Origin of the sequence: Lysinibacillus sp. FSL K6-4013, from assembly GCF_038630435.1 — a bacterium.
Classification (GTDB): domain Bacteria; phylum Bacillota; class Bacilli; order Bacillales_A; family Planococcaceae; genus Lysinibacillus; species Lysinibacillus boronitolerans.
Genome location: NZ_CP152031.1, coordinates 2919069 through 2941878 on the forward strand (window position 1 = coordinate 2919069; position 22810 = coordinate 2941878).

Below are 22810 nucleotides of genomic sequence, written 5' to 3' on the forward strand. Positions count from 1 at the left end.
TCTTTCTTCTATGATTGATCTTCCTACCTGCAAGTAAGTCTTCTATCTAGTTATGCTTAGACATAAAAAACCTCCTAACTATAATAGCTAGGAGGTTTAAACTTGCGAACGCTTACTTCACTTTTTCTGCTACACCCAATACATCGTTCTCTTCAAGGAACTTCGTATTGAATTGTGCTGATTTGAAGACGTCATTGTTCATCAAGGCTTGGTGGAATGGAATAGTTGTATTGATTCCAGGACCAGATACTTCGAATTCACTTAAGGCGCGGTTCATTTTCGCAATCGCTTCTTCACGTGTATCCGCATGAACAATTAGTTTTGCTACCATTGAATCGTAATATGGTGGGATTGTATAGCCCGCATAGACAGCAGAATCAATACGTACACCATAGCCACCTGGTGTTATATACGTATCAACAGTTCCTGCTGAAGGCATGAAGTTTTTATAGGCATTTTCTGCGTTAATACGGCATTCAATCGCCCAACCATTTAATTTTATATCATCTTGTGTAAATGGAAGCTTCTCACCAGATGCAATTTTTAATTGTTGTTGTACAAGATCTACACCAGAAATCATTTCTGTTACTGGGTGCTCAACCTGAATACGAGTGTTCATTTCCATGAAGTAGAACTTGTCCTCTTGATAGTCATAGATAAACTCGATTGTGCCAGCACCTTCATAGTTACATGCTTGTGCCGCTTTTACTGCAGCTGCACCCATTTCAGCACGACGCTCAGAAGATAGGGCTGGAGATGGAGCTTCCTCTACTAACTTCTGCATACGACGTTGAACCGTACAGTCACGTTCGCCTAAATGCACCACGTTACCGTAGCCATCTGCTAAAACTTGGATTTCACAGTGACGGAAGTACTCGATAAATTTCTCTAAATATACGCCAGGGTTACCGAATGCTGCAGCAGCCTCTTTTTGCGTAATTTCAATACCTTTTACAAGATCTTCTTCTGTACGTGCTACACGGATCCCTTTACCACCGCCACCAGCAGTTGCTTTGATGATGACAGGGTAACCAATTTTAGCAGCCCATTCTTTACCTGTTTCGATATCTGGCACAATACCAGTACCTGGAACAAGTGGAACACCTGCTGCTTCCATTGTTGTACGTGCAACGTCCTTGATACCCATAATTTTAATAGAATCAGATGACGGACCGATGAATTTAATGCCAGCGTTTTCACACGCTTCAGCAAAATCAGCGTTTTCTGATACGAAGCCATAACCAGGATGGATGCCGTCAGCACCTGTTTTTTCAGCTACGCTAAGTAGTGCTGGGAAGCTAAGATAAGAATCTTTTGATAGCTTCGGTCCGATGCAATAAGCTTCGTCTGCTAACTTCACATGTAATGCGTCAGCATCTGCTTCAGAGTATACAGCAACCGATTGAATGCCTAACTCTTTACAAGCACGAATGATACGCACAGCGATTTCGCCGCGGTTTGCAATTAAAACTTTTTTCATTTGTTTTGCACTCCTTACTCAGCTTTTACAAGGAATAATGGTTGGCCGTACTCTACTAAGTCGCCATCTTTAACTAGAATTTCAACGATTTCCCCTTGCACTTCTGCTTCGATTTCGTTGAATAATTTCATTGCTTCTACGATACATACGATTGTTTCGTCCCCTACTTTGTCACCCACTTTTACGTAAGCAGGAGAATCTGGGTTTGGTGCTTGATAGAAAGTACCGACCATTGGAGATACAATTTTATGTAACGATGGGTCGTTAACTGATGGTGCCGCTGCAGCTGGTGCTGGCGCTTCTTCTTTCGCTGGTGCAGGTGTTACTGCTGGAGCTTCTGCTGGTGCAGATTGTTGTACAACAGGGGCTACTGCTTCTTTTTTAGGTGCTACAGTTTCTGTAACAACAACGTTATTCTTTTTAAGTTTTACTTTTGCGCCATCTACTTCATACACAAACTCGTCAATTGAAGAAGAATCCACTAATTTGATAATTTCACGAATTTCTTGAATTTTGAACATTTCTAACTCTCCTTATGAATTAAAATCTACTACAATAACTATTCTATATTTTTTCGTATCAATTTGAAATAGTTAAATGAAAATTAAGTAAATATGAACAAAATAAAAGGCTTTCCTTTACTAAGCGAAAGCCTTTTCATGAAGCTGATATATAACAACCTTTAATGAATTAACTAAAAATTTATTTTTTTCTCTATTTTTTAATAATTATTTGCACTGAACTTTACTTGCACATCATTTGCGCCTTCCATCTCTGTTTTTACCAAATAAATAATTTCGTTTGCTTGTGCTTTTGACAATTCCTCTGCCATCACTGTCACCGACACTTTTTCTCCCTCAGCACGAACAAACGCATCCGAGTAGCCTAATGATTTAACGAGCATCTCCAGCATAGCTTCCGCTGATTCTCGTTTAATCAGCCCATCCATTTCATTAAATGCCTCATTTTTTTCTTCAGCAGAAGCTTCCTGAGAAGCAATTTTTTGTGTTAACTGTTCACGAAGCTGGCTTCTCTCATCACTAACCTGCATACGCATTTCTTCGAATAAGTGACTTGGTGAAGATACTTCTTGTGTTATATCATTTGTTGCTTTCTGATCTGTAACACCTGTGACAGCTGTTTGTTGTAGTGTATCATCTGTAAAAATAGTAAGACCATTGAATTGCTTTGCTGGATCAACCAAATAATACACTGAAATGACTGCTACTAAACTTAATAATGTCATAAACCAAACTGTTCTTCTACGTACGCGCATTTACTTTTCCTCCTTATTTTCCATTGGAACGATAATAATTCGATGAATCGGTAATTGCATCACTTGACTGACGACAGCACGAATTTCATTTTTCACAAAGATATCGGAAGCACCTTCTGACACAACGAGCATTCCTGTTACGTTTTTCGTGCCTTGCTCAGTCCCTCGAAAATATTGGCTGAATAGTTTATTGGCATCCTGATCATCTGTCATCTCTCCATAATAAAAGTAGACTTTAACCTCCCCAACACCTTGCATTGCCTTCAGTGTTTGCTCAAGTTTTTCTTCATTCGTGAGCGGTGAACCATTGTCGCTTGTTGAATTCGTTTGATACATAGGTAAAATGATGAATATTCCCACGGAGGCAGCTATCAAAATTAAAACCATCAATGACGTTGTTTTTTTTCGTGTCTTTTCCACATCACTTGTACATTGCCTCCTTTCATCTTCTCTTTTTCAAGTGTATGTACGCTTGTTTCTTCCTATGAATTGATAAATGGAATCTTTAATAGCAATTGCAAAAATACTAACGTGATGACCAACTTTGTTAGAGAAATTATTTCCTTATCATCCGTTAGAAACACAAAAATCTGACAGACAAAGAGCAATGCCAATAAAAGAATCAATCTATCTACCCCCTGCCATAACTTGTACGAACACAATGAGGAAAAAACAAGAAAACATAAATGAAAAAGCAATTAAAAATGATACAGCACATAAAGTAAATAGCGATTTGCTAACTTGATCTAGTAGTCTACAAATATCATCAAAGGCAATCGGTTCTAAAATAGCAGCGAGCATTTTCAAAGAATAGGCACTAACTACAAGCTGCACGGTTGGGATAAAAGACACCGTAATGACGGCGATAAAAGCGCTAATACTTGTAAGAGAAGATGTAAATTGAGTCATATGCTGAAACATCGAAAAACTATCCACAATAAAAGAACCAACAACTGGAATATTTTCTTCAATTAATTTTTTGACGGGCTCTGCTACAGCCGCATTGACACTAAATGCTGCTACACCACTTGCGGTCATCAGTAAGACATAGCAAATAACTGAGGCCGAAACGATGCTCATAATTGTAAAGCGAATCAATTCAGCTATTCGAGTAAAGGATATTTCCTTTACGATCACACTGCATACATCAAAGACAATGGCCAAAAGCACTCCAGGAATAAGCCACTTACTACTGATAATGGTGAGGACTTGTACAAAAAACAGTAAAAAAGGCTGCCAGGAAGCAATCGCTGTAATACTACTGGATAATAAAAAGCTTGATGTAAGAATCGGATAAAATGCCGTAAATAGATGGGCTAGTCCTTGTGCAATTTCATCAATTAATGTAAAGGAGTTGACAACAACAGGACCGATTGTTGCTAAAACGATAAGAAAAAAAAGTATCCTTGTCCCTTTTTCAAACTCTGGTAATAGCATATTCACAATCAAAATGATGATGACGTAGCTGCAAAGCATGAGCGTCATCTTGAGCAAGAGAAAGAATGGGTCGATTAAAAACGATAATATTTGCTCCTGCAATGGCTTCGCTCCTTAGTTTAGCCTTTTTAAAATGGCCGACACCTCCTGTAGAACAGCCAGAAATTCTTTAAACCAATACAGCAAAATCACAATTTTCACCGCAGCAAAAACGATGTTCCCGAGCACTTTATAATTATGTTCTGCCAAAAGCAATGCCACCCACTGCCCGACATAGAACATACTTGCACTGATTAAAATAGCCTTCGCATAAGGTAAAAACGCAAGTGTTTCTAACAATTGTTTGGCGAAAGGCAATAAAAGTGTCGAGAACAACATGCCAAAAAGCAAAAAAGAAAACATCACACTGATTAGCGCATGGAGTGGCTGTATAACTTCTTTTATCAGCAATAATAAAAGCAGCATGACAACAGCGACGATGACAATTTCCATTCACATTACCCGGATGAGGTAAGCCATTGGAAGAAGGTTAAAATCTCATTAAAGAATAGACGTAAAAATCGAAGTAATTCTGCTGTCATATATAAATAAGCAATGAAAAAGAGGAAAAATGAAAACTCCTTCTTCCCTGTTTGATCAAAGAAAACATGAAGAAGCGCAACGACTAGTCCCACTCCAGCAACTCTTAATACGTCTTGTAATTCCATTCCTACGCCCCCTCGTGTACAGCAATATATGTCGCTCTTCAAAAAAAAAGACCTCTATACAGATGTATAGAGATCTTCTACGATAAAAAATTATAATAGTTTGCTCACAATGTTTTTCACCGTATCCGTTTGCTGTATGAGGTGACTATTTTCACCCATCCACATGGATAAATATTCTGCATTACCTTGCTCAGCACTTTCCTTACGAATGGTAGTCGTTAGATAATTTTGTAGTGGATAGGGTGCTACTGTCGCATCCTCCATACGTTTAGTGAAATCATTTGCTAAACCTCTTGCTGGTTTACCAGTAAATGCAAGCGTAATCGTCGTTTGTTGTTCTTTTGATGCCAATACAGCATTTTTATAGAGTGGCGAAATTTCGCATTCATCTGCCACTAGTAAAGCCGTCCCAATTTGAACTGCCTGTGCCCCACTTTCAAGTGCCTTTTGAATATCCTCTTTGGTTACAAGGCCTCCCGCAGCTATAATTGGAATCGCAACTTTTCCCACTACTTGTTGTAGTAAGTCATGCAATGGAATTAATTGCAGAGGGTCAGTAAAAGAGCCTCGATGACCGCCAGCCTCTCCCCCTTGTAATACAACCGCATCCATTCCTGCTTGCTCCACCAGTATGGCTTCCTCTAATGTGGTTGCAGTACCAATCGTATAGACGCCATGATCTTTTAATTGTTTAAGTACAGCCGGAGATGGCAGCCCAAATGTAAATGAACAAACTGCTACCTTTTCTTCAATCACAGCTTGAACCTGTCCCGCAAAAACTTCCTTTGATGTTACGCTCTGTACAGGGGATAATCCTAATTCATCATAAAAAGGTTGCAGTGCCATTCTGGCTTGTTGTAAAACTTCGACATCAATTTTGGGTTCTTCTTGCACAAATAAATTGACCGCAAAGGGCTTTGTCGTTAATTTCTTCACTTCTTGAATAAACTGCTTTGTTTGTTCACCATCTAAGTAACCTGCACCAATTGAACCTAATAGGCCTGCCTCAGCACAAGCCGCCACAAATTTAGGTGATGTCACGCCTGCCATTGGTGCTTGTATAATTGGATATCGCATATCAAATGTTGTTTGTAGCATACCTTTCACTCCTTACTCTGATTGTAAACAATTCTACCAGTAATGACCATCTATCTGATGATAGAAACTTGATAGTACCTCAATAAAAATTAAATAGTGCTTCTATCTATTATCACATTAAATGAACGATTTGACAGTATATGTATAAGAAAAAAATAAAAACCTACTCTTTAATGAAAAGAGTAGGCTGATCATTATGCACGTGAAACGTAAGAACCTTCATCCGTGTTAATGATTAAAACGTCACCTTGGTTAACGAAGAATGGTACTTGTACGATTAGACCTGTTTCAAGAGTAGCAGGTTTTGTACCGCCAGAAGCTGTATCACCTTTGATTCCTGGTTCTGTTTCTGTTACTTCTAATTGAACAGTGTTTGGTAATTCAACACCTAACATTTCACCTTGGTAAGATTGAATATGCACTTCCATGTTTTCTTTAAGGAATTTTAATTCATACTCAATAGCAGATGAAGCTAGTTCAGTTTGCTCATATGATTCCAAGTCCATAAATACATGCTCGTCACCTTGTGCATATAAATATTGCATTTTACGATTATCGATTTGTGCCTTTTCAACTTTTTCACCAGCGCGGAATGTTTTTTCATTCACTGAGCCGTTACGTAGGTTACGTAATTTAGAACGTACGAACGCAGCACCTTTACCTGGTTTTACGTGTTGGAAATCTAACACGCGGTATAATTGGCCATCAACAATAATTGTTAGACCTGTACGGAAATCGTTTACTGAGATCATTTGTGTTCCTCCAAAGTTTATAAAATAATGAGTTCTTTTGACGAATGTGTTAGTAGTTCATTACCCGTTTCTGTGATTAAAATATCATCCTCGATACGGACACCACCGATTTCAGGTAAGTAAACACCTGGTTCAATCGTCACGGCCATACCTGGCTCTAGCACTGTATCAGAACGCATCGATAAGCCAGGGCCTTCATGTACTTCAAGACCAATACCGTGTCCTAAAGAATGACCAAATGCTTCGCCATATCCTTTTTCTTTTAAGTAGTCACGTGCAATCGCGTCCGCTTGAATACCTGTTAATCCAGGACCCACTTTTTCAAGTGCTAACAGTTGAGAAGCAAGGACTGTATTGTACATATCTACCAATTTTTCAGATGGTTCTCCCACAGCCACAGTACGTGTAATATCCGAAATATAGCCATTATAAAGCGCACCAAAGTCTAATGTAACAAAGTCGCCTTTTTCAATCACTTTATTCGTTGCAACGCCGTGTGGTAATGCTGAACGAAGACCAGACGCAACAATCGTGTCAAACGAAGACTGAGTTGCTCCTTGTTTACGCATGAAAAATTCTAATTCATTCGAAACTTCAAGCTCGGTTTTACCAGGCTTGATGAAGCCTAAAATATGTGTAAATGCGTGATCTGCAATTTCACACGCAGCCTTAATAATATTAATCTCTTGTTCCGTCTTAATCAAGCGAATTTTTTCAATTAGCCCAGAAATCGGCACTAAATCTGCTTGAATCTTCGATTTATACAGTTCATAAGTGCCATAGCTTACAGTATCTTTCTCAAAGCCCAATAATTTGATACCCATATTATTTACTTGAGTAGCAATTTCTTCAATAATTGTGGCTTCATGCTTGACAATACGGAAGTCCTGAATTTGTGCAGCAGCCTGCTCTGTATAACGGAAATCTGTAATAAATACAGCATCATTTTGAGACACAATTGCTACGCCTGCTGTCCCTGTAAAACCTGTCATATAGCGACGGTTGTACCCATTCGTAATTAAAATACCATCGATGCTTTGTTCTTGAAGTGCTTTACGTAGCTTTTGTAATTTCAACATAATCAATTCTCCCTCTCGATAAATGTACGTAGTGCCAGTTCATAGCCTTTCGTACCTAGTCCACAAATTTGACCAAGGCAGGCCGGAGCAAGATAGGAATGATGTCGGAAAGCCTCACGTTTGTGGATATTGGAAATATGTACTTCGATAACTGGCACAGAAATACCTGCTATTGCATCATGCAATGCGATGCTTGTATGGGTATATGCACCAGGATTAAAGATAATACCATCATATTTTTCGTCCTCTGCTTCATGCACCCAATCTACTAGTACCCCTTCATGATTGGATTGACGAAATTCAACTGTAGCACCTAAAGAAGCCGCAAGATTTTGAACATTTTCTCGAACATCATCCAATGTTTCATGTCCATAAATATGTGGCTCTCGTTTACCAAGTCGATTTAAGTTCGGTCCATTCAAACATAATAACTTCACGCTTCTATTCGCCTCTTTCTATGTACTTGCCATTTATTTTATCATACACCGTGCATTCAGCAACTAATTTCAACTAGTGGTGCCATAAATATCCCCTTAAACGAAGGGGATATTTTGTACCTTCAACTTTGTTTTTGTGCTGTATGTTCCTTCTGATGGAAATTGGCGGTTTCAAGCAAGAAACGTAATAAACAAATAACGGTCACCATAAAGGGAATCGACAGTTTTTTAAAAGACGTAAGCTGTAATGGTAAATCTAAAGCAATCCATTCCAATGAGATGGTCACCAACAGACCTAATAAAAGGGAAGAAAAAACAGCTGGGATGATATATACATAGCGCATAGTCATGTATAAAAATAAGCCGATAATAAATAGTAGAAAAATAAAAAAGGTCCATTGAAATAATTTGGAGCTTTCTTCAAACCAATTCCATTTTTTATAAAACCCTATCGGATGCCATTTAATGAGATGGAAATAATGTAAACCTTTTAAGCACAGCGCTAAAACAAGCGCATTGACAAGTGCTGTAATTGTCGCTACTTTCACCCTATACCTCTCCTTTATGCACACTAATTATTTCCTAAAATGTACGATTAGTGTAGCCATATAGAAAATTTACTATGCGTAACGGTAGAGGTTTTTCACTAAATTTAGTACAATGGTACAGTTGAAATATATAAAGAGAGTGGTGTTAGCCTTGAGCAATTCACCTGTATACGGGGGACAAGCACAATTAGAGGGTGTGATGTTCGGAGGAAAGGAACATACTGTTACAGCCATTCGTCGTAACGATGATTCCATTGATTATTATCATTTCAAAAAAGTACAAAAACCTTTGTTACAAAAGCTTAAAAAAATCCCATTTGTACGAGGCGTTGTCGCGCTAATTGAATCCGCTGGCTTAGGTTCTCGTCACATGCAATTTGCTGGGGATCGCTATGATGTGACACCTGGTGAAGAGGAAGATCATAAAGAAGAAGGCTCTAAACTTCAAATGATACTGGGCGTTGCTGTAGTAGGTATTCTTTCCTTTCTATTTGGAAAATTTGCCTTTACATTAATTCCTGTTTTTATAGCTGATTTTTTCTCAAAATGGATTGAAGGAAAAACGGGACAAATTTTACTGGAAAGCGGTATTAAATTATTGTTACTGCTAGCCTATTTATATTTTATCTCGTTAACCCCCCTCATTAAACGAGTATTTCAGTACCATGGTGCAGAGCACAAGGTGATAAATTGCTATGAAGCTGGATTAGACATTACTGTAAAAAATGTTCAAGCTCAATCACGCCTACACTATCGTTGCGGCAGTAGCTTCATATTATTCACAGTGTTCGTTGGGATGTTTTTATATTTCTTTGTGCCTACAGATCCACTGTGGCTTCGTATTTTAGATCGCATTCTATTAATTCCTGTTGTTCTGGGGATCTCATTTGAAGTCTTACAAGCGACAAATGCCTGCCGTAATATTCCAGTGTTACGCTTCCTTGGCTACCCTGGCTTATGGCTCCAATTACTAACAACTCGTGAACCGAAGGACGATCAAGTAGAAGTAGCGATTGCTTCCTTTAATATGCTACGCCAAGTAGAGCAGCAACCTGAAATCGCTGCGACATTAAATCATGATTAATAAAAAAGGCAGCCCAACGTTGATATGCTCCCCATTAGGTAGACAGATTAAAAAATAAAATCTGTTTATCTAAGGGGAGTTTTTTCATGGCTCGAAGTAAGCATACAATTGAAGTGAAATTAAACGTTCTTCATTTATTAAATGAAGGCTATTATTCTATCAACGAATTATGTGAAAAATTCTTAGTAACTAAGCAAACTATTCAAATTTGGAAGATTAAATATGAAGTACACGGAGTAGAGGGACTTATCGAAGCAACCTCTTGGACGAAGTATTCCAAAGAATTAAAACTAGAAGCGGTAGAAGATTATCTTAAAGAAAGGTTAACTTTACTGGAGATTCTCGCTCAATATAAGATTAGCAGTATCTCTGTTTTAAAAAGCTGGGTGAAAAAGTATACTAGTCATAGTGAAATAAAAGATTCGGGTAAAGGAATGAGCCAAACTATGACTAAAGGAAGAAAGACAACGTTTGAGGAACGTATTCAAATTGTCAACTACTGTTTAAAGAGCCAGAAAAATTATCAATTAGCAGCACAAGCCTATGATGTTTCGTATCAACAGGTATACCATTGGGTGAAGAAATTTGAAGCGACTGGTGAAGAGGGATTACGTGATCATCGCGGTCGAACAAAAAATGAAGTTGAATTAACAGCCGAAGAAAAATTAAGGTTAGAAATCAAACGAATCGAGCGTGAAAATGAACATTTACGTGCTGAAAATCTATTTTTAAAAAAGTTAGAGGAAATCGAAAGGAGGAGTCACTAAGCCAAATTCGCTTACAACAACGCTATTTAGCAATTCAAGAATTACACCAAGAGGAGAAACTTGCGATTCTTTTATTATGTGAAATCGCGGGTGTTTCGCGCGCTGCTTACTATAAGTGGCTAAGTCGCAAGCCATCTAACAGAGAAGTTGAAAATGAAGCCATTTCAAAGGATATTGATCTCCTTTACCACCAAGTAGATGGCATTTACGGCTATCGTCGTATGACGTTGACAATCAATCGTCAACGAAAAGAAAATAATCAAGCGACGGTTAACGAAAAGCGTATTTATCGTTTAATGCAGGTGAGTGGATTGAAGTCCGTTATTAGGCGAAAGAGAAAGCCTTATCGTAAATCCCCAGCACATCATGTGGCGGAGAACGTATTAAATCGGGCATTTACCTCGGAAAAGCCAAATGAAAAATGGTGTACAGATGTCACAGAGTTTAAGTATGGAAACGGGAAAAAAGCTTATTTAAGTGCAATTATCGATTTATATGATGGTTCAATTGTAAGTTATGTGTTCGGTCATTCGAATAATAATTCCCTTGTTTTCAAAACAATAAAATCAGCTATTCAATCATTACAATCAGGCGAGCAGCCATTAATACATAGTGATCGAGGTTTTCAATATACATCGAAGGGATTTAAACGAATTGTGGAAACAGCCAATATGACACAAAGTATGTCCCGTGTTGGTCGATGTATTGATAACGGACCAATTGAATCATTTTGGGGCACATTGAAGTGTGAGAAGTATTATTTGCATAAGTTCGATTCATATGAAGAGTTAAAACTAGCGATTGATGATTATATTCATTTTTATAATTACTATCGTTATCAGAAACGATTAAACGGCTTGAGTCCTTTAGAATTCAGGGCTCAAGCCGCTTAATACATTTTTTATTATTTCCACTGTCTACTTGACAGGGAGCAGTTCACGTCGGAGCTGCCTTTTTTTCATTTTGTACTGCCTTGCATTTTCTGCTTAAACATAAAGATGGCGAGAATTGTCATAATTATTGTATAACCAATGACAATAATAAGTGAATAAAACACATTCGCATACTCTGCATGTAAGATAGCCCTAGCTGCATTGACTGCGTGCATGAAAGGTAAAAGTTGCGCAATCTTTTGAAATGTTCCACCAATCATATCTAATTCGAACCATGTTCCACTTAACCAAGTTGTCACATTAACAAAGATGGCAAATATCCCTCCTACCTGCTTATCTGTAAATAATGTCCCAAATAATAATCCACAACTAATATAGAGTGGTGAAATTATTAGAAGTACAAGAATCATAAAGAGGATAGACTTATTAAATGGCAACCCTAAAAACATGGCGGTAGCTAAACAAACAAAAATTTGTAGCAGAGCTATTGGTAGTAAAGGTATCATATACCCTAAAATGTAATCAGCGGCAGACAAAGGAGAAACAAAAATCCTCATTAAAAAGGATGAACTTTTATCTTTTCCTAGTAGCATTCCTGAAAACAGTGTGAGAAAAGAAAAACTAAATACAATGACGCCCGGTGTTAGGTTATTCATTTCATATAAAGCAAATGGCATATTTTTTTGCATAACAGAAAATAAGCCCAATAAAAGAATTGGTAAGCCTATACCAAATAATAAAGTGATTGGATCGCGGACAATCTCTTTATGATTCCTTGTTGCAAACGCAGCTACCCTCACAATAACGCCTCCTCTGTTTTTTCCAAGAATACCTCTTCTAAAGAATGCTTGCCTGTTTCACTGATCAATTGTTGGATCGTGCCTAGTGCACATATTTGCCCATGGTGCATAATTCCTACACGATCAGCTAAAGCCTCTATCTCTTCTAAATAATGGGAGGTCAAAATAATCGTGACATGTCCTTTTAAGTGCTTCAATATGTTCCATACATCATTCCTTGCCCGTATGTCCATCCCTAAAGTCGGTTCATCGAGGAACAATACCTTTGGGTTTGACATTAAAGCCATTGCTACACTTAAACGACGCTGGTAGCCGCCAGATAGTGTCTTAGCCTTGTCATGCTGATGTGGAGTCAGTCCGAATAAGGCCATTTTGTCATATACTTGTTGTTGTGCTTTTTCTTTTTCGTAGCCATAAATCTGACTGAATAATAATAGATTTTCATATACCGTTAAATTAGGCGCAACGGCCGTTTCTTGGGGAGAAATATTAATAACTTGTTTTACAGCCTGTGGATTTTGCACAATGCTTTTTCCATCTATTGTGGCATCCCCCTCTGTAGGTGAAAGGAGCCCACACAACATTTTGATTGTGGTTGTTTTGCCAGCGCCATTTTGTCCTAAAAGAGCAAAAAGTTCACCTTGATGGATTTGTAAATTTAATTGATTAACGACTACACGCTCTTTATAAAGCTTTGTTAAATCTCTTATGTTAATCATCCTGCTCTTCACCTCGATTGGTAAGAATCGCATTAATTTTTTCTATGTCACGTTGTGAAAATCGATATTGTAAAACCCATGTCACAATATAAGTTCCGAGAAAGCTGGCTACGAGAGAAAAAATATTAGCCATTGTTTTTGGCATCCATAGTAGCGTTACAATCGGTATCCAAATCATTGCCGTTATGAAAAAGTGGACCAAATATTGCTTCAACATTCCCCAGCTAGCCATTTCAAAAATAAGTGCTGCAAGAGCAAAGGTAATGCCAATGACACCCGTTAATAGAATTTGAGTAATTATTGCACTTATTTCATCTGTAAAGTAAGCACGAAATTCTGGCACCACCCAAACATATTTTCCTTGCCCTATGCCCATTGATACAAAGAATTGCACAATTTGTCCCATTACTATACCGATCAAAAATCCACCAATAATACGTGTTAAAATGTCTTTTCGCATATTTATCACCTCAGATTCCTAATTGCTTCTTAATTTTGCTTACATAACGCCTAGAAGCGTATGTTTTCGTGCCATTCTTCAATTCAACTCCGATTGTACCTGTTCTACTAATGTCCATATGCTTGATCATGTAGCGATTGACTATTTCAGCATTTGAAATACGGAGAAACATTTGAGGATTGAGCTTTTCCTCCAGCTCATAAAGACGCAAACGTACCGTATAAACACCGTGAATGCTCTGGACACAAACCTTTTTTTGCTCTGTATAAATACGCACGATCTCCTTACTATCGATCAATTCAACGCCTTTATGGGAGAAAGCTAATAAAGTGCTTTCTGCTGTCGTAGTAATAATTTGCATAAGATGCTCAATGTCATCAGTCATTTTATCTGTGAGAATGATTACTTTGGGTTCTTTATATGTAGGGTCAATCGATATTTCCACCTTCATATGATCACTGTCCTTTCTACGCCTCACTATAAATTTTTCCATACATGTTGTAAATGGATTATCGACAACTGGTCGTTATCAAGGAATAAGTGGTAATCTCAAAGATTCTGGCGAACAATAAAAACACCCTTTAGATAGGCCTATCCAAAGGGGTTAAACGTACAATTTAGCTTACTTAGAATCTTTTTTTACTTACGTAAAAACACCCATCATATTCAGGAGCTTTTAAAATATTGGAGGTAAGCTCTAATGATTGATTAAATTTTCCCAAATCAATTGCAATGATTGATTGTTTTGAGACACCAACTAATTTTGACAAATCCTTCTGCGATTTCTGCAATTCACAAATTTTATTTTTCAAACATCTACAGATAAATAAACCTTGCTAAAAATGTACATAGAAAAAAACGTGTTTTGAATGGAGCAAAACACGTTTTTCTGTGAATTATTTACTTAGGATATTGATAATCTTTTGTTGCGCATCCACTGCCTCAGGGATCGGCATCACAACAAACACATGATTCATCTTAGGATAAACAAAGGTATTGATTGCAACGCCTTGTTCTGTTAGCTTTTCATCAAACTGTATTGCATCTGGATATAAGCTTTCGTGGGACCCAATAAAATGAGTAATCTTGCCAACTCCTTGAAAATCGCCGTAAATTGGACTAATTATTGGATCCTTTAGAGCTTTATCAGCTGCCCATATTTTTGTTATGACTTCCATTCCTTCACTAGCTAACATGGGATCGTTTTCTTCATATTCCTGAATAAGTGGATTTTCTAAACTCATATCAACACATGCCGACAATAAAATAATATCTTGTGGTTGAGGCAGACCGTCTTGCTTCAACAGTTGAATTAGACCAAGTGCTATATTTCCACCTGCTGAATCTCCTATAATGGTTAATTGATTGGAGCTTTCAATAGATGCTAGAATCTCTTTATATAAGCTGAGCATCTTTGGGTACGTATCTTGATAGCTAAAATGAGGGACTTTTGGATAGATAGGCGCAATAACTTTTGCATTTAAGGCTTGTGCCATTTTATCCATGAACAACCAGTGTAAATTTAAAGGTTGATTCGTCCAAGCTCCACCATGAATATAAAGAATCACCATTTGTGATGAAGACTTTTGGTCATTTAAAATAAAAACCTGCATATCCTCGAATGTTTGCTCCTTCAAATCGCTTAAAAGATTGACATCCTCCCCAATCACATAGGGGTGAATATTTTCTGTTCCTCTTTGCTTAATAAATTGTTGAGCATTTTCAATACTAGAAAAGCTCTTTTTATTACTTTGTGAAAACAATAATTTTTCAAATTGCACACTCTCTACAGATCGTTCTCCATTAAAAATTTCTATACTCATGTTTTTCTCTCCTTTTATTGTTCATTCTGTTTCCAAACATGTAATGATTAATAAAGTGATGTGCCAAACCACTAAAACTGAGTATCGACGATGGTAAAATGCATCTTTTTAGCGAACTTTATTTTAATTCCACATTTTGAACAATACTCCTTCCAAAATCTATCATCAAATAAAAAGACCTTCCTGTTGTAATCCCTAAATGTAAAGAGCATTGATTGTGCTGTATATAAAAAGCTGCCATTTTGAAACGAAATGACAGCTTTCATGTTGTTGAAAAAAGATGATGTCAACAGCAGAAAAAGTAACTTTGCAAGGTGAGAGTTTGATTTCCGTTCCGCCAGCGTCCTTTCCAGGGGGCGTCCGATGAGCCGCTTCACTCACTTCCGTTCGCTGCAGGGTCTCATCTGTGACGCTAAATCCCCTAGGAGTGACGCTGGCTCCACTCCAATCAACTATTCTGCAAAATGTCTTTACTTTTTTCATAGTAGTGGAGCGATCAAATCGTCCATTATCTATATTCTTGGGTTATTTTCAATGTGGAGATGTGATGCTTGACAACACCACTTCATAAAGAGTAGTGAACACCTTCAATTTACTAAAAAACTTTCGCTAAAAAGGTAACACTTTGGTGGTTGGAGTGGAAGGCTACTTGACTCCCGTGGGATAGAGAGACAGGCGAGCCACTAAACGGAGCGGTAGCGGAGGAAGCGGCTTGGCGGTCGCCCACAGGAAAGCAAGTAGCTTGCAACGGAAATCCATTTCTACCTTTCAATTGACTGTTTTATTTTTCAACACTAAGAAAGCTGCCATTTTGAAACAAAATGACAGCTTTCGATTAGGTATCTGTTCCCTCCAACCTACCGCTATATTATTGGAGGTGGATTTGATAATGGCGAGTAACTATACCTATCCCATTTTCTAACCTCTTCCACTCTGTGAATGGGGCTAATCAATTTTGTCTTGCTAACATGTAGATAGTGAAGATTAATCATCCTGAAATAATTCATCTACTTCTTCTGATAAAATTTCTACCTCATCTTCTAAATTTGGAAATAGCGCTTGATTTGCCTCATCATCTATTGCTTTATGTTTTTGCTTGTCTATTATGTGGAGTTCCATCATTCAGAGGTAGCTATACAAAAGCGACACGTATGTATTCCTCGTTCTTTAAGCTTTCAAGGTGATGCAATTCAAGGTCTTCCATCGTGATACGACGGCTTTTTAGTTTTTTATCATAATCCCCTGCCCAGAACCTAATTAATTCAGCACCTTGCTCTGGTTGTATATGCTCCTTCAAATAACTTAAAAAATCTTCTAAAAATTGAGGACCCCAATTTCCCTCGATGCCGTATACAAAGGATTTTTCATTATAAAACTCTAAGTCGTAAGGTGGATTATTCCATTCGAATATATTCAAATTTCCAAAAGCCGATTCATCTGCTGCATGTAAAACTCGTGCATCATCATCCATCAAATGCCACGGCTGTGTTGGTGTACTCTCTGTAATTGGATATAATTTTTTTAATTCTCTTACTGTTATTTCAGCAATTCCTGTACAATCAACTGTTTGTAAAGCACTGTTCGCCACTAGGACAGAATATAACGTCATATGCTTGTCTCCTTAAGCTTTATTCTAATATTCGCTTCATAATGTTCTTCATTTAGTCTGACTACTTCAAGTTCTTTTTTATTGTCATTCAATTTTAATGCTAAACTTTGAATGCCAAAGAATTCTGTGAAGGTATGGCTTCCAATGATAAGATTTATTCCTTTAAATTGAGCATATTGAATTGTATATAAATTACATTCTCCTGTAATGTATACATCACATTTATTTTCAACTGCTTCCTTCAGGCAAACTGTTGTGCCTCCATTTCCACAGACTAAGCCTACTCGATTCACCATTTTGTCATTGAACTGCCAAAATCTAACGGGTTCTTCAAGTAAATATTCAAGTTTTGTTACGAAATCTTTAAATTCAATTTCTTCCTCATATTGAGCGATTCTACCGAAAAACAGCCCTTCCCATTCATGGGTTCTTTTAATAATCTCTAAATTCAATTTTTTTAATAAACTATCATTTGTGCCAAAGTTACAGTCATCAAGTGGTAAGTGATTATAGTAATGGCTTATACCATACGCTGCTAGTTTTTCAATGCATGCCTCTTTTAATCCGTATATTTCATCCCATGCATCATGGTGTGTTATCATCATGTCCACTCCATGAATTCTTGCTTCCTCTATCGTTTCAAGCGTTAGGTTAACACAGTATCCTATTTTCTTCACTTCTTTATCTGCATGGTATGTAACCCCGGATTCACTAGCATAGATTTCCTTATTTGTTACATTAAAAAGCTCATTAATTCTTTCAACTATTTGTGAAACATCCATACTTACATCCCCCTCAACATCTATTCTCAATTCAACACTTCGCATCCAAATTACTAGGTAAATATTTACATTTATACAAAAATACCCCTTTAGGTTATCTTATCTAAAGGGGTAAAATGTTACAACTGTTATTAAATTTAATTTATAGACCGCATTTCAACTGTGCGCCACAGTTTGTACATGTATTACAGCCGCCCATTTCTTCGACTGTGCCTTTACGGCATACTGGGCATGTATTCCCAACGTCTGAGCCAATAACAGTTGTTGACTCTAACGCTTGAATCGTATCTACTAATACGACAGGACGTTTTGTATGTTCTTCAACTAATTCCTCTTCAAATGAAAGTTGATCCATATCATTTTCTTCTGCTTTTAGTGTAAGTACTTGTGAATCACGGCTACCGTCAACATAGACCGTACCACCTTTAGCGCCACCTTTGTATAATCGCTCGTACACTTTTTCAACTTGCTGTACTGTATAGCCTTTTGGTGCGTTTACAGTTTTAGAAATAGATGAATCGATCCATTTTTGAATAATACATTGCACATCAGCATGCGCTTCTGGTTTTAGCTCCATTGCTGTAACGAACCATTCTGGAAGCTCTTGCTCATTTACCTCTGGATGACGGTTCAAATATTCTTGGACAATTTCGGCTTTTACTTCAATGAATTTACCTAGACGACCAGAACGATAGTACGTGAAGGAGAAGTATGGCTCAAGACCTGTTGCTACCCCTACCATTGTACCTGTTGACCCTGTTGGTGCAACCGTTAATAAATGTGAGTTTCGGATACCAGTCGCTAAAATTTGCTCTTTGATATGAGCAGGCATTTTTTGCATAAAGCCTGTCTCTGTAAAGGCTTTACGTAAACGAGCTGTTTCTTCGTCTGTAGCACCTACTAAGAATGGGAAGCTACCACGCTCTTTCGCAAGCTCTGTAGACGCCTCATACGCAGTTTCAGCGATTGTTTTAAAGATTTCATCGACTAACGCATTACCTGCTTCTGAACCGTATTCTTTTTCACAGTAAATCAGCAAATCGGCTAAGCCCATAACACCTAATCCGACACGACGTTCACCAAGAGCTTGTACACGGTTTTCTTCTAAGAAGTAAGGTGTCGCATCAATCACATTATCCTGCATACGAACACCAACACGAACTGTTTCACGTAGTGCTTCGTAATCAACTGATTGATTTTCTTTATTCGCAAACTGTGCTAAATTCACAGCAGCTAAGTTACACACAGAATATGGTGCAAGTGGTTGCTCGCCACATGGGTTCGTCGCTACAACACTTTGACCGTATGCCTTTGCATTTGTCATGTCATTGGCGTTGTCAATGAAGAAAATACCTGGCTCTGCTGAGTATGTTGCACATACATTAATTAAATTCCATAACTCTTTTGCTTTAATTGTACGGTATGTGCGGACTTTATAGCCCATTTTCTCCCATTCACGAACATCACCAACTTCATGCCATTTCGTGTTGTAAACGCTCATTTCTTCCTTTGTATATTCTTCAACAGCTGGGAAACGAAGCTCGAAGTCAGCATCTTTTTCAACTGCTTCCATAAATTCTTTTGTTAATGTCACAGAAATGTTGGCACCTGTTAAAAACTCTGGGTTATGAACAGTGTACGTGCCACCATCACGTAATTTATTTTCAGCCTCACGAATGATCGCTGTATCAAATCCACCTAAGCCTTCAATGTTTTTATAATTCACGATGCCTTGATACATCGCTTCTTCTTGCATAGAAAGTGGCTTGAAGTTTAATTTTTCTTTGGCTAGACGGATGATTGTTTCATCCGTTGTATTTTCGATCAGGTAACGCAGAATACGTGGATTTTGCATTTTGGAAATAATAAACTCCACAATATCTGGATGCCAATCTGCTAGCATAATCATTTGTGCGCCACGACGTGATCCACCTTGCTCCACTAGATGTGTCAATTTAGCAATGTCATCTAACCAGGAAACAGAACCAGATGATTTACCATTTACACCACGAGCTAATGTGTTGCGTGGACGTAATGTTGAACCATTTGTTCCTACACCGCCACCACGGCTCATAATCTCCATTACTTGCTTACGGTGATCACTGATACCTTCACGAGAGTCAGCGACAAATGGCATCACGTAACAGTTAAAGAAAGTTACATCTGTTTCAGAACCAGCTCCATAAATCACTCGTCCAGCTGGAATGAATTTCAAGGATACTAATTGCTCATAAAATTTTTCAAACCATTCTTGACGTTTTTCTGGTGTTTTTTCAACAGCGGCAAGGCCCGTTGCATTTCGTTTTGCAATTTGTTCATAAAATATCTCAAGAGGCTTTTCTAACACGTCAATTGAACGCGTAATCACACCCGTTTCTTGCTCTTGCGGATCGTCTAATGCGCTACGATAATCCTCTTCAATCAAAATCTCTGCTGTTTTTGTAGACATGTCCAATTTTTGAATTGTCCCTAAACCACGTGCAGGAAATTTCGGATCAGCTTTTACCGTTAATACAACAAAGTCGCCGGCTTTCAATGTTTTCTTTTCTGTGTCTTTAAACGAATAGCGATCGATCATGACAAGTCTTGATACACCTTTGTGTGTAATATGCATATCAGATGTTACGGGGTGTACCTGCGGGAATTGTTCAATATCTTTGTTTAACTGTTCAAATTGATTGTTTACTTCGGGTTGATGATTTGTGAGTACCATCGTTTAGCCTCCCTTGTTTTCTTCATTACAAAATAAATACACAATATCTTGTGTCGTTAAACACTACATATTGTGTATATGTCTTTAAAAAAGATACTATATATAGTTTTTTAATTCAACTCTTGCTTTTTTTAATAGATTCAGAACTACTTGTTATGACTAGGATTGAACGTTAAAAAATATTTTTTTCATACCATTTTTTACTTTTTAAAGTTCCACTCATCTGAAGCATATTTTTTTTCTTCTAAAGCTTGGACATATTCTAATTGCTCCTCAGAAAGTGTAAATGGTTTTAATTCAATTTGCAACGATTTTGCAAAGCCATCTCTAAAAGCTGTCACACATTGTTCAACTGTCACTGGCTCTTTTACAAGACTGTTGATGGCAACAGCCTTTTCTGGTAGCTTTCTACGCATACGATTCTTCGCTTCTTCACTGGAGAAATTAAATACGGATAATAATTTCTCTTGATCCAGATCTAATAAAATGGCGCCATGCTGTAAAATGACACCCTTTTGACGTGTTTGAGCACTTCCAGCTATTTTTTTCCCCTCTACGACAAGTTCATACCAACTTGGTGCATCAAAGCAAACAGCACTTTTTGGACTCTTCAGGTCCGCTCTTTTCTCCTCTGTATCAGGTACACTAAAATAGGCATCCATACCTAGGTTATGGAAACCTTGCAAAATTCCCTCACTTAACACACGATATGCCTCTGTCACAGATTCTGGCATATTCGGATAGCTTTCCGTCACAATGACACTATAAGTTAGCTCATGTTCATGTAGGACAGCTCGTCCACCAGTTGGTCGACGTACAAAACCTAAGCCTTGTTCACGCACAGCATCTAAATTAATATCTCTTTTAGCTTGTTGAAAATAACCAATGGATAATGTCGCAGGCTCCCACTCGTAGAAACGAATTACTGGTGGAATTAACCCCTCACTATGCCAATCAAGTAAGGCTTCATCTAGTGCCATATTAAAAGAAGGACTACATTTCCCTGAATTTAAAAAATACCAAGTTGTCATATGCTCATCTCCTACAAATATAAAATGATCCATCAGGCCCCACCTGTGGGTCAACTTTAACGAATATTATACTACAGTTCAAATTGCGAACGATTGCTTGTGTAACGAAAAAAGCGATTTCGCTACAACCTAGTTAATTTTATCAAACTCATTGGACTATCGCTAGCGCATCTTTTATAATAATAGAGAAGATAGAAAGGGGTAAGAAAATCTTGGACATACTTATCACAATCGGTGTCGTTTTAGTAGTCACAATTGCATATATCGGAATTAATGCACTACGACTCAAAAAAGCCGTAACCAACCTAACACAAGAGCAATTCATAGAAGGCTATCGTAAAGCCCAGCTGATCGATGTTCGTGAGCAAAAAGAATTTGATGCTGGTCACATTCTTGGTGCACGAAATGTGCCTTCGACAACACTACGTCAACGTTATAAAGAAATCCGCCCAGATTTACCAGTATATCTATACTGTCAAAATACAGGCCGTAGCTCACGTGCTGCACTATTTCTTAAAAAACGTGGGTACAACCAAATTTACCAACTTCAAGGTGGTTTCAAAACTTGGACAGGTAAAATAAAAGCAAAAAAATATTAATGCTCTCATCAAAAAAAGTCGTCTCAAAGTACTATGAGACGGCTTCTTTTTTAAAAAATTCAGAGTTTCTACTATATTATATCTATTTCAAATGATGCTGTTCGAGCTTCATGTCATTAAAATAAAAAAGTAAAGCAACAAAACGCATTATAGTCCCCTATTTGATACAAAATCTACTTTGAACGAGTTCGCTACTTGAGTCGGGTCCCATAAAAATGAGCGCTTTGATGTCTTTTTGGAGCGGTTTTCACTTATGTTTGAGCACTTCGAAAGCTACGTTGAACAATCTTCCAATAAACCACCTCATATTTAAAAACTCCTTCACGAAACACTTTGTATGACCAAAAATACTATTTTTCGTTAGAGATATGCCAGTTACGAACCCTATTCTTCTATTTTTCTGAAAATAGTTAAAATTTATTGTTGAATAATTTTAGAAGCACTGTTAGGATGTATAATATCTTACAATAATAATTGATTATCAAGTTAATAAGCTATGAATGCTATGGATCAAACTATAGCAGGAGCAGTTCTGGAGAGAGCGCACATTGCGTCGCCGAAGGGTTCACTATCTCAGGCAAAAGGACAGAGGAGTAATACAGCTTTTATAAGCGATGCTACACCATTTCATGTAGACATCTGCGAATAAATGGTATTTGTTATTCTGACGTTTTTCCGAGACTAGTGTCACAACTAGTCTCTTTTTATTTTTCCAG

27 protein-coding genes and 1 riboswitch are annotated in these 22810 nt (G+C 37.7%); of the genes, 3 read left to right on the forward strand and 24 right to left on the reverse strand.

The annotated features are described in order from the left end of the window. Positions 1-112: 112 nt before the first annotated feature. From accC to MHB39_RS14525, 13 genes are all read right to left on the reverse strand, one after another. Complete coding sequence (gene accC / locus MHB39_RS14465; RefSeq protein WP_004231135.1) at positions 113-1480, reverse strand: acetyl-CoA carboxylase biotin carboxylase subunit; 1368 nt, start codon at positions 1478-1480, stop codon at positions 113-115. Between the two features lie 14 nt (positions 1481-1494). Beyond that, positions 1495-2001 carry an acetyl-CoA carboxylase biotin carboxyl carrier protein gene (accB, locus tag MHB39_RS14470; protein ID WP_339280136.1) on the reverse strand — a complete coding sequence of 169 codons (507 nt, stop codon included), beginning with the start codon at positions 1999-2001 and terminating at the stop codon, positions 1495-1497. Between the two features lie 200 nt (positions 2002-2201). Next, positions 2202-2756 carry a SpoIIIAH-like family protein gene (locus MHB39_RS14475; protein ID WP_016994738.1) on the reverse strand — a complete coding sequence of 185 codons (555 nt, stop codon included), beginning with the start codon at positions 2754-2756 and terminating at the stop codon, positions 2202-2204. Further along, positions 2757-3176, reverse strand: coding sequence for a hypothetical protein (locus MHB39_RS14480; RefSeq protein ID WP_339280137.1), 420 nt, complete (start codon positions 3174-3176; stop codon positions 2757-2759). It abuts the gene before it with no gap. A 62-nt stretch (positions 3177-3238) separates the two neighbouring features. Next, complete coding sequence (locus MHB39_RS14485; RefSeq protein WP_004231124.1) at positions 3239-3382, reverse strand: hypothetical protein; 144 nt, start codon at positions 3380-3382, stop codon at positions 3239-3241. A 1-nt stretch (position 3383) separates the two neighbouring features. Then, a complete protein-coding gene (locus MHB39_RS14490) occupies positions 3384-4295 on the reverse strand; it encodes a stage III sporulation protein AE (RefSeq protein WP_004231121.1) in 912 nt (303 codons plus the stop codon). Between the two features lie 12 nt (positions 4296-4307). After that, a complete protein-coding gene (locus tag MHB39_RS14495; protein WP_016994741.1) occupies positions 4308-4685 on the reverse strand; it encodes a hypothetical protein in 378 nt (125 codons plus the stop codon). Between the two features lie 5 nt (positions 4686-4690). Then, positions 4691-4900 (reverse strand): hypothetical protein, encoded by a 210-nt coding sequence (locus tag MHB39_RS14500; protein ID WP_012295089.1) that lies wholly within the window; start codon positions 4898-4900, stop codon positions 4691-4693. A gap of 90 nt (positions 4901-4990) precedes the next feature. After that, positions 4991-5998 (reverse strand): nitronate monooxygenase, encoded by a 1008-nt coding sequence (locus tag MHB39_RS14505; protein WP_048392287.1) that lies wholly within the window; start codon positions 5996-5998, stop codon positions 4991-4993. A 194-nt stretch (positions 5999-6192) separates the two neighbouring features. Next, complete coding sequence (gene efp / locus MHB39_RS14510) at positions 6193-6750, reverse strand: elongation factor P (protein WP_004231115.1); 558 nt, start codon at positions 6748-6750, stop codon at positions 6193-6195. A 17-nt stretch (positions 6751-6767) separates the two neighbouring features. Continuing rightward, positions 6768-7829, reverse strand: coding sequence for a Xaa-Pro peptidase family protein (locus MHB39_RS14515; RefSeq protein WP_342544298.1), 1062 nt, complete (start codon positions 7827-7829; stop codon positions 6768-6770). A 2-nt stretch (positions 7830-7831) separates the two neighbouring features. Next, positions 7832-8266, reverse strand: coding sequence for a type II 3-dehydroquinate dehydratase (gene aroQ / locus MHB39_RS14520; RefSeq protein WP_004231111.1), 435 nt, complete (start codon positions 8264-8266; stop codon positions 7832-7834). A gap of 122 nt (positions 8267-8388) precedes the next feature. Continuing rightward, positions 8389-8814, reverse strand: a complete 426-nt coding sequence (locus MHB39_RS14525) for a hypothetical protein (RefSeq protein ID WP_048392286.1) — start codon at positions 8812-8814, stop codon at positions 8389-8391. A gap of 151 nt (positions 8815-8965) precedes the next feature. Here MHB39_RS14525 and MHB39_RS14530 point away from each other — a divergent pair, with 151 nt between their 5' ends. Together MHB39_RS14530 and MHB39_RS14535 are read left to right on the forward strand one after the other, a co-directional pair. Beyond that, positions 8966-9898, forward strand: a complete 933-nt coding sequence (locus tag MHB39_RS14530; protein WP_016994746.1) for a DUF1385 domain-containing protein — start codon at positions 8966-8968, stop codon at positions 9896-9898. Between the two features lie 86 nt (positions 9899-9984). Next, positions 9985-11558, forward strand: a protein-coding gene (locus MHB39_RS14535; protein WP_342544302.1) for an IS3 family transposase whose coding sequence is annotated in 2 segments (ribosomal slippage) — positions 9985-10627 and positions 10627-11558 — 1575 coding nt in all. Because the reading frame shifts where the segments join, the coding sequence is not laid out codon by codon here. A gap of 65 nt (positions 11559-11623) precedes the next feature. Here the strand turns inward: MHB39_RS14535 and MHB39_RS14540 are convergent. From MHB39_RS14540 to MHB39_RS14590, 11 genes are all read right to left on the reverse strand, one after another. Beyond that, positions 11624-12358 carry an ABC transporter permease gene (locus tag MHB39_RS14540; protein ID WP_342544305.1) on the reverse strand — a complete coding sequence of 245 codons (735 nt, stop codon included), beginning with the start codon at positions 12356-12358 and terminating at the stop codon, positions 11624-11626. Then, positions 12355-13077 carry an ABC transporter A family member gene (locus MHB39_RS14545; protein ID WP_342544308.1) on the reverse strand — a complete coding sequence of 241 codons (723 nt, stop codon included), beginning with the start codon at positions 13075-13077 and terminating at the stop codon, positions 12355-12357. Before MHB39_RS14545 ends, MHB39_RS14540 begins: the two co-directional genes overlap by 4 nt. Further along, positions 13070-13537, reverse strand: a complete 468-nt coding sequence (locus MHB39_RS14550) for a DUF3021 domain-containing protein (RefSeq protein ID WP_342544310.1) — start codon at positions 13535-13537, stop codon at positions 13070-13072. Before MHB39_RS14550 ends, MHB39_RS14545 begins: the two co-directional genes overlap by 8 nt. A gap of 10 nt (positions 13538-13547) precedes the next feature. Further along, complete coding sequence (locus MHB39_RS14555; RefSeq protein ID WP_048392281.1) at positions 13548-13988, reverse strand: LytTR family DNA-binding domain-containing protein; 441 nt, start codon at positions 13986-13988, stop codon at positions 13548-13550. Between the two features lie 175 nt (positions 13989-14163). Then, positions 14164-14349, reverse strand: coding sequence for a transcriptional regulator (locus MHB39_RS14560; protein WP_342544313.1), 186 nt, complete (start codon positions 14347-14349; stop codon positions 14164-14166). Between the two features lie 84 nt (positions 14350-14433). Next, entirely contained in the window at positions 14434-15360 is a 927-nt protein-coding gene (locus MHB39_RS14565; RefSeq protein ID WP_342544315.1) for an alpha/beta hydrolase, read from the reverse strand. A 984-nt stretch (positions 15361-16344) separates the two neighbouring features. Continuing rightward, the gene (locus tag MHB39_RS14570) at positions 16345-16482 is read right to left on the reverse strand and encodes a hypothetical protein (protein WP_313870017.1); all 138 of its coding nucleotides are present in this window, start codon (positions 16480-16482) and stop codon (positions 16345-16347) included. Between the two features lie 10 nt (positions 16483-16492). Continuing rightward, on the reverse strand, positions 16493-16969 hold the full coding sequence (locus tag MHB39_RS14575) for a hypothetical protein (protein WP_342544318.1): 477 nt from the start codon (positions 16967-16969) through the stop codon (positions 16493-16495). Continuing rightward, complete coding sequence (locus MHB39_RS14580; protein WP_342544319.1) at positions 16966-17751, reverse strand: Nif3-like dinuclear metal center hexameric protein; 786 nt, start codon at positions 17749-17751, stop codon at positions 16966-16968. Before MHB39_RS14580 ends, MHB39_RS14575 begins: the two co-directional genes overlap by 4 nt. Before the next feature lie 142 nt (positions 17752-17893). Then, positions 17894-20464 (reverse strand): vitamin B12-dependent ribonucleotide reductase, encoded by a 2571-nt coding sequence (locus tag MHB39_RS14585; protein WP_048392276.1) that lies wholly within the window; start codon positions 20462-20464, stop codon positions 17894-17896. Positions 20465-20664: 200 nt separating this feature from the next. Continuing rightward, positions 20665-21444, reverse strand: a complete 780-nt coding sequence (locus MHB39_RS14590) for a biotin/lipoate A/B protein ligase family protein (RefSeq protein ID WP_081010955.1) — start codon at positions 21442-21444, stop codon at positions 20665-20667. Positions 21445-21707: 263 nt separating this feature from the next. Here MHB39_RS14590 and MHB39_RS14595 point away from each other — a divergent pair, with 263 nt between their 5' ends. Further along, complete coding sequence (locus MHB39_RS14595; protein WP_004231073.1) at positions 21708-22094, forward strand: rhodanese-like domain-containing protein; 387 nt, start codon at positions 21708-21710, stop codon at positions 22092-22094. A gap of 522 nt (positions 22095-22616) precedes the next feature. Then, a riboswitch (glycine riboswitch) is annotated at positions 22617-22693 on the forward strand. Positions 22694-22810 lie beyond the last annotated feature (117 nt).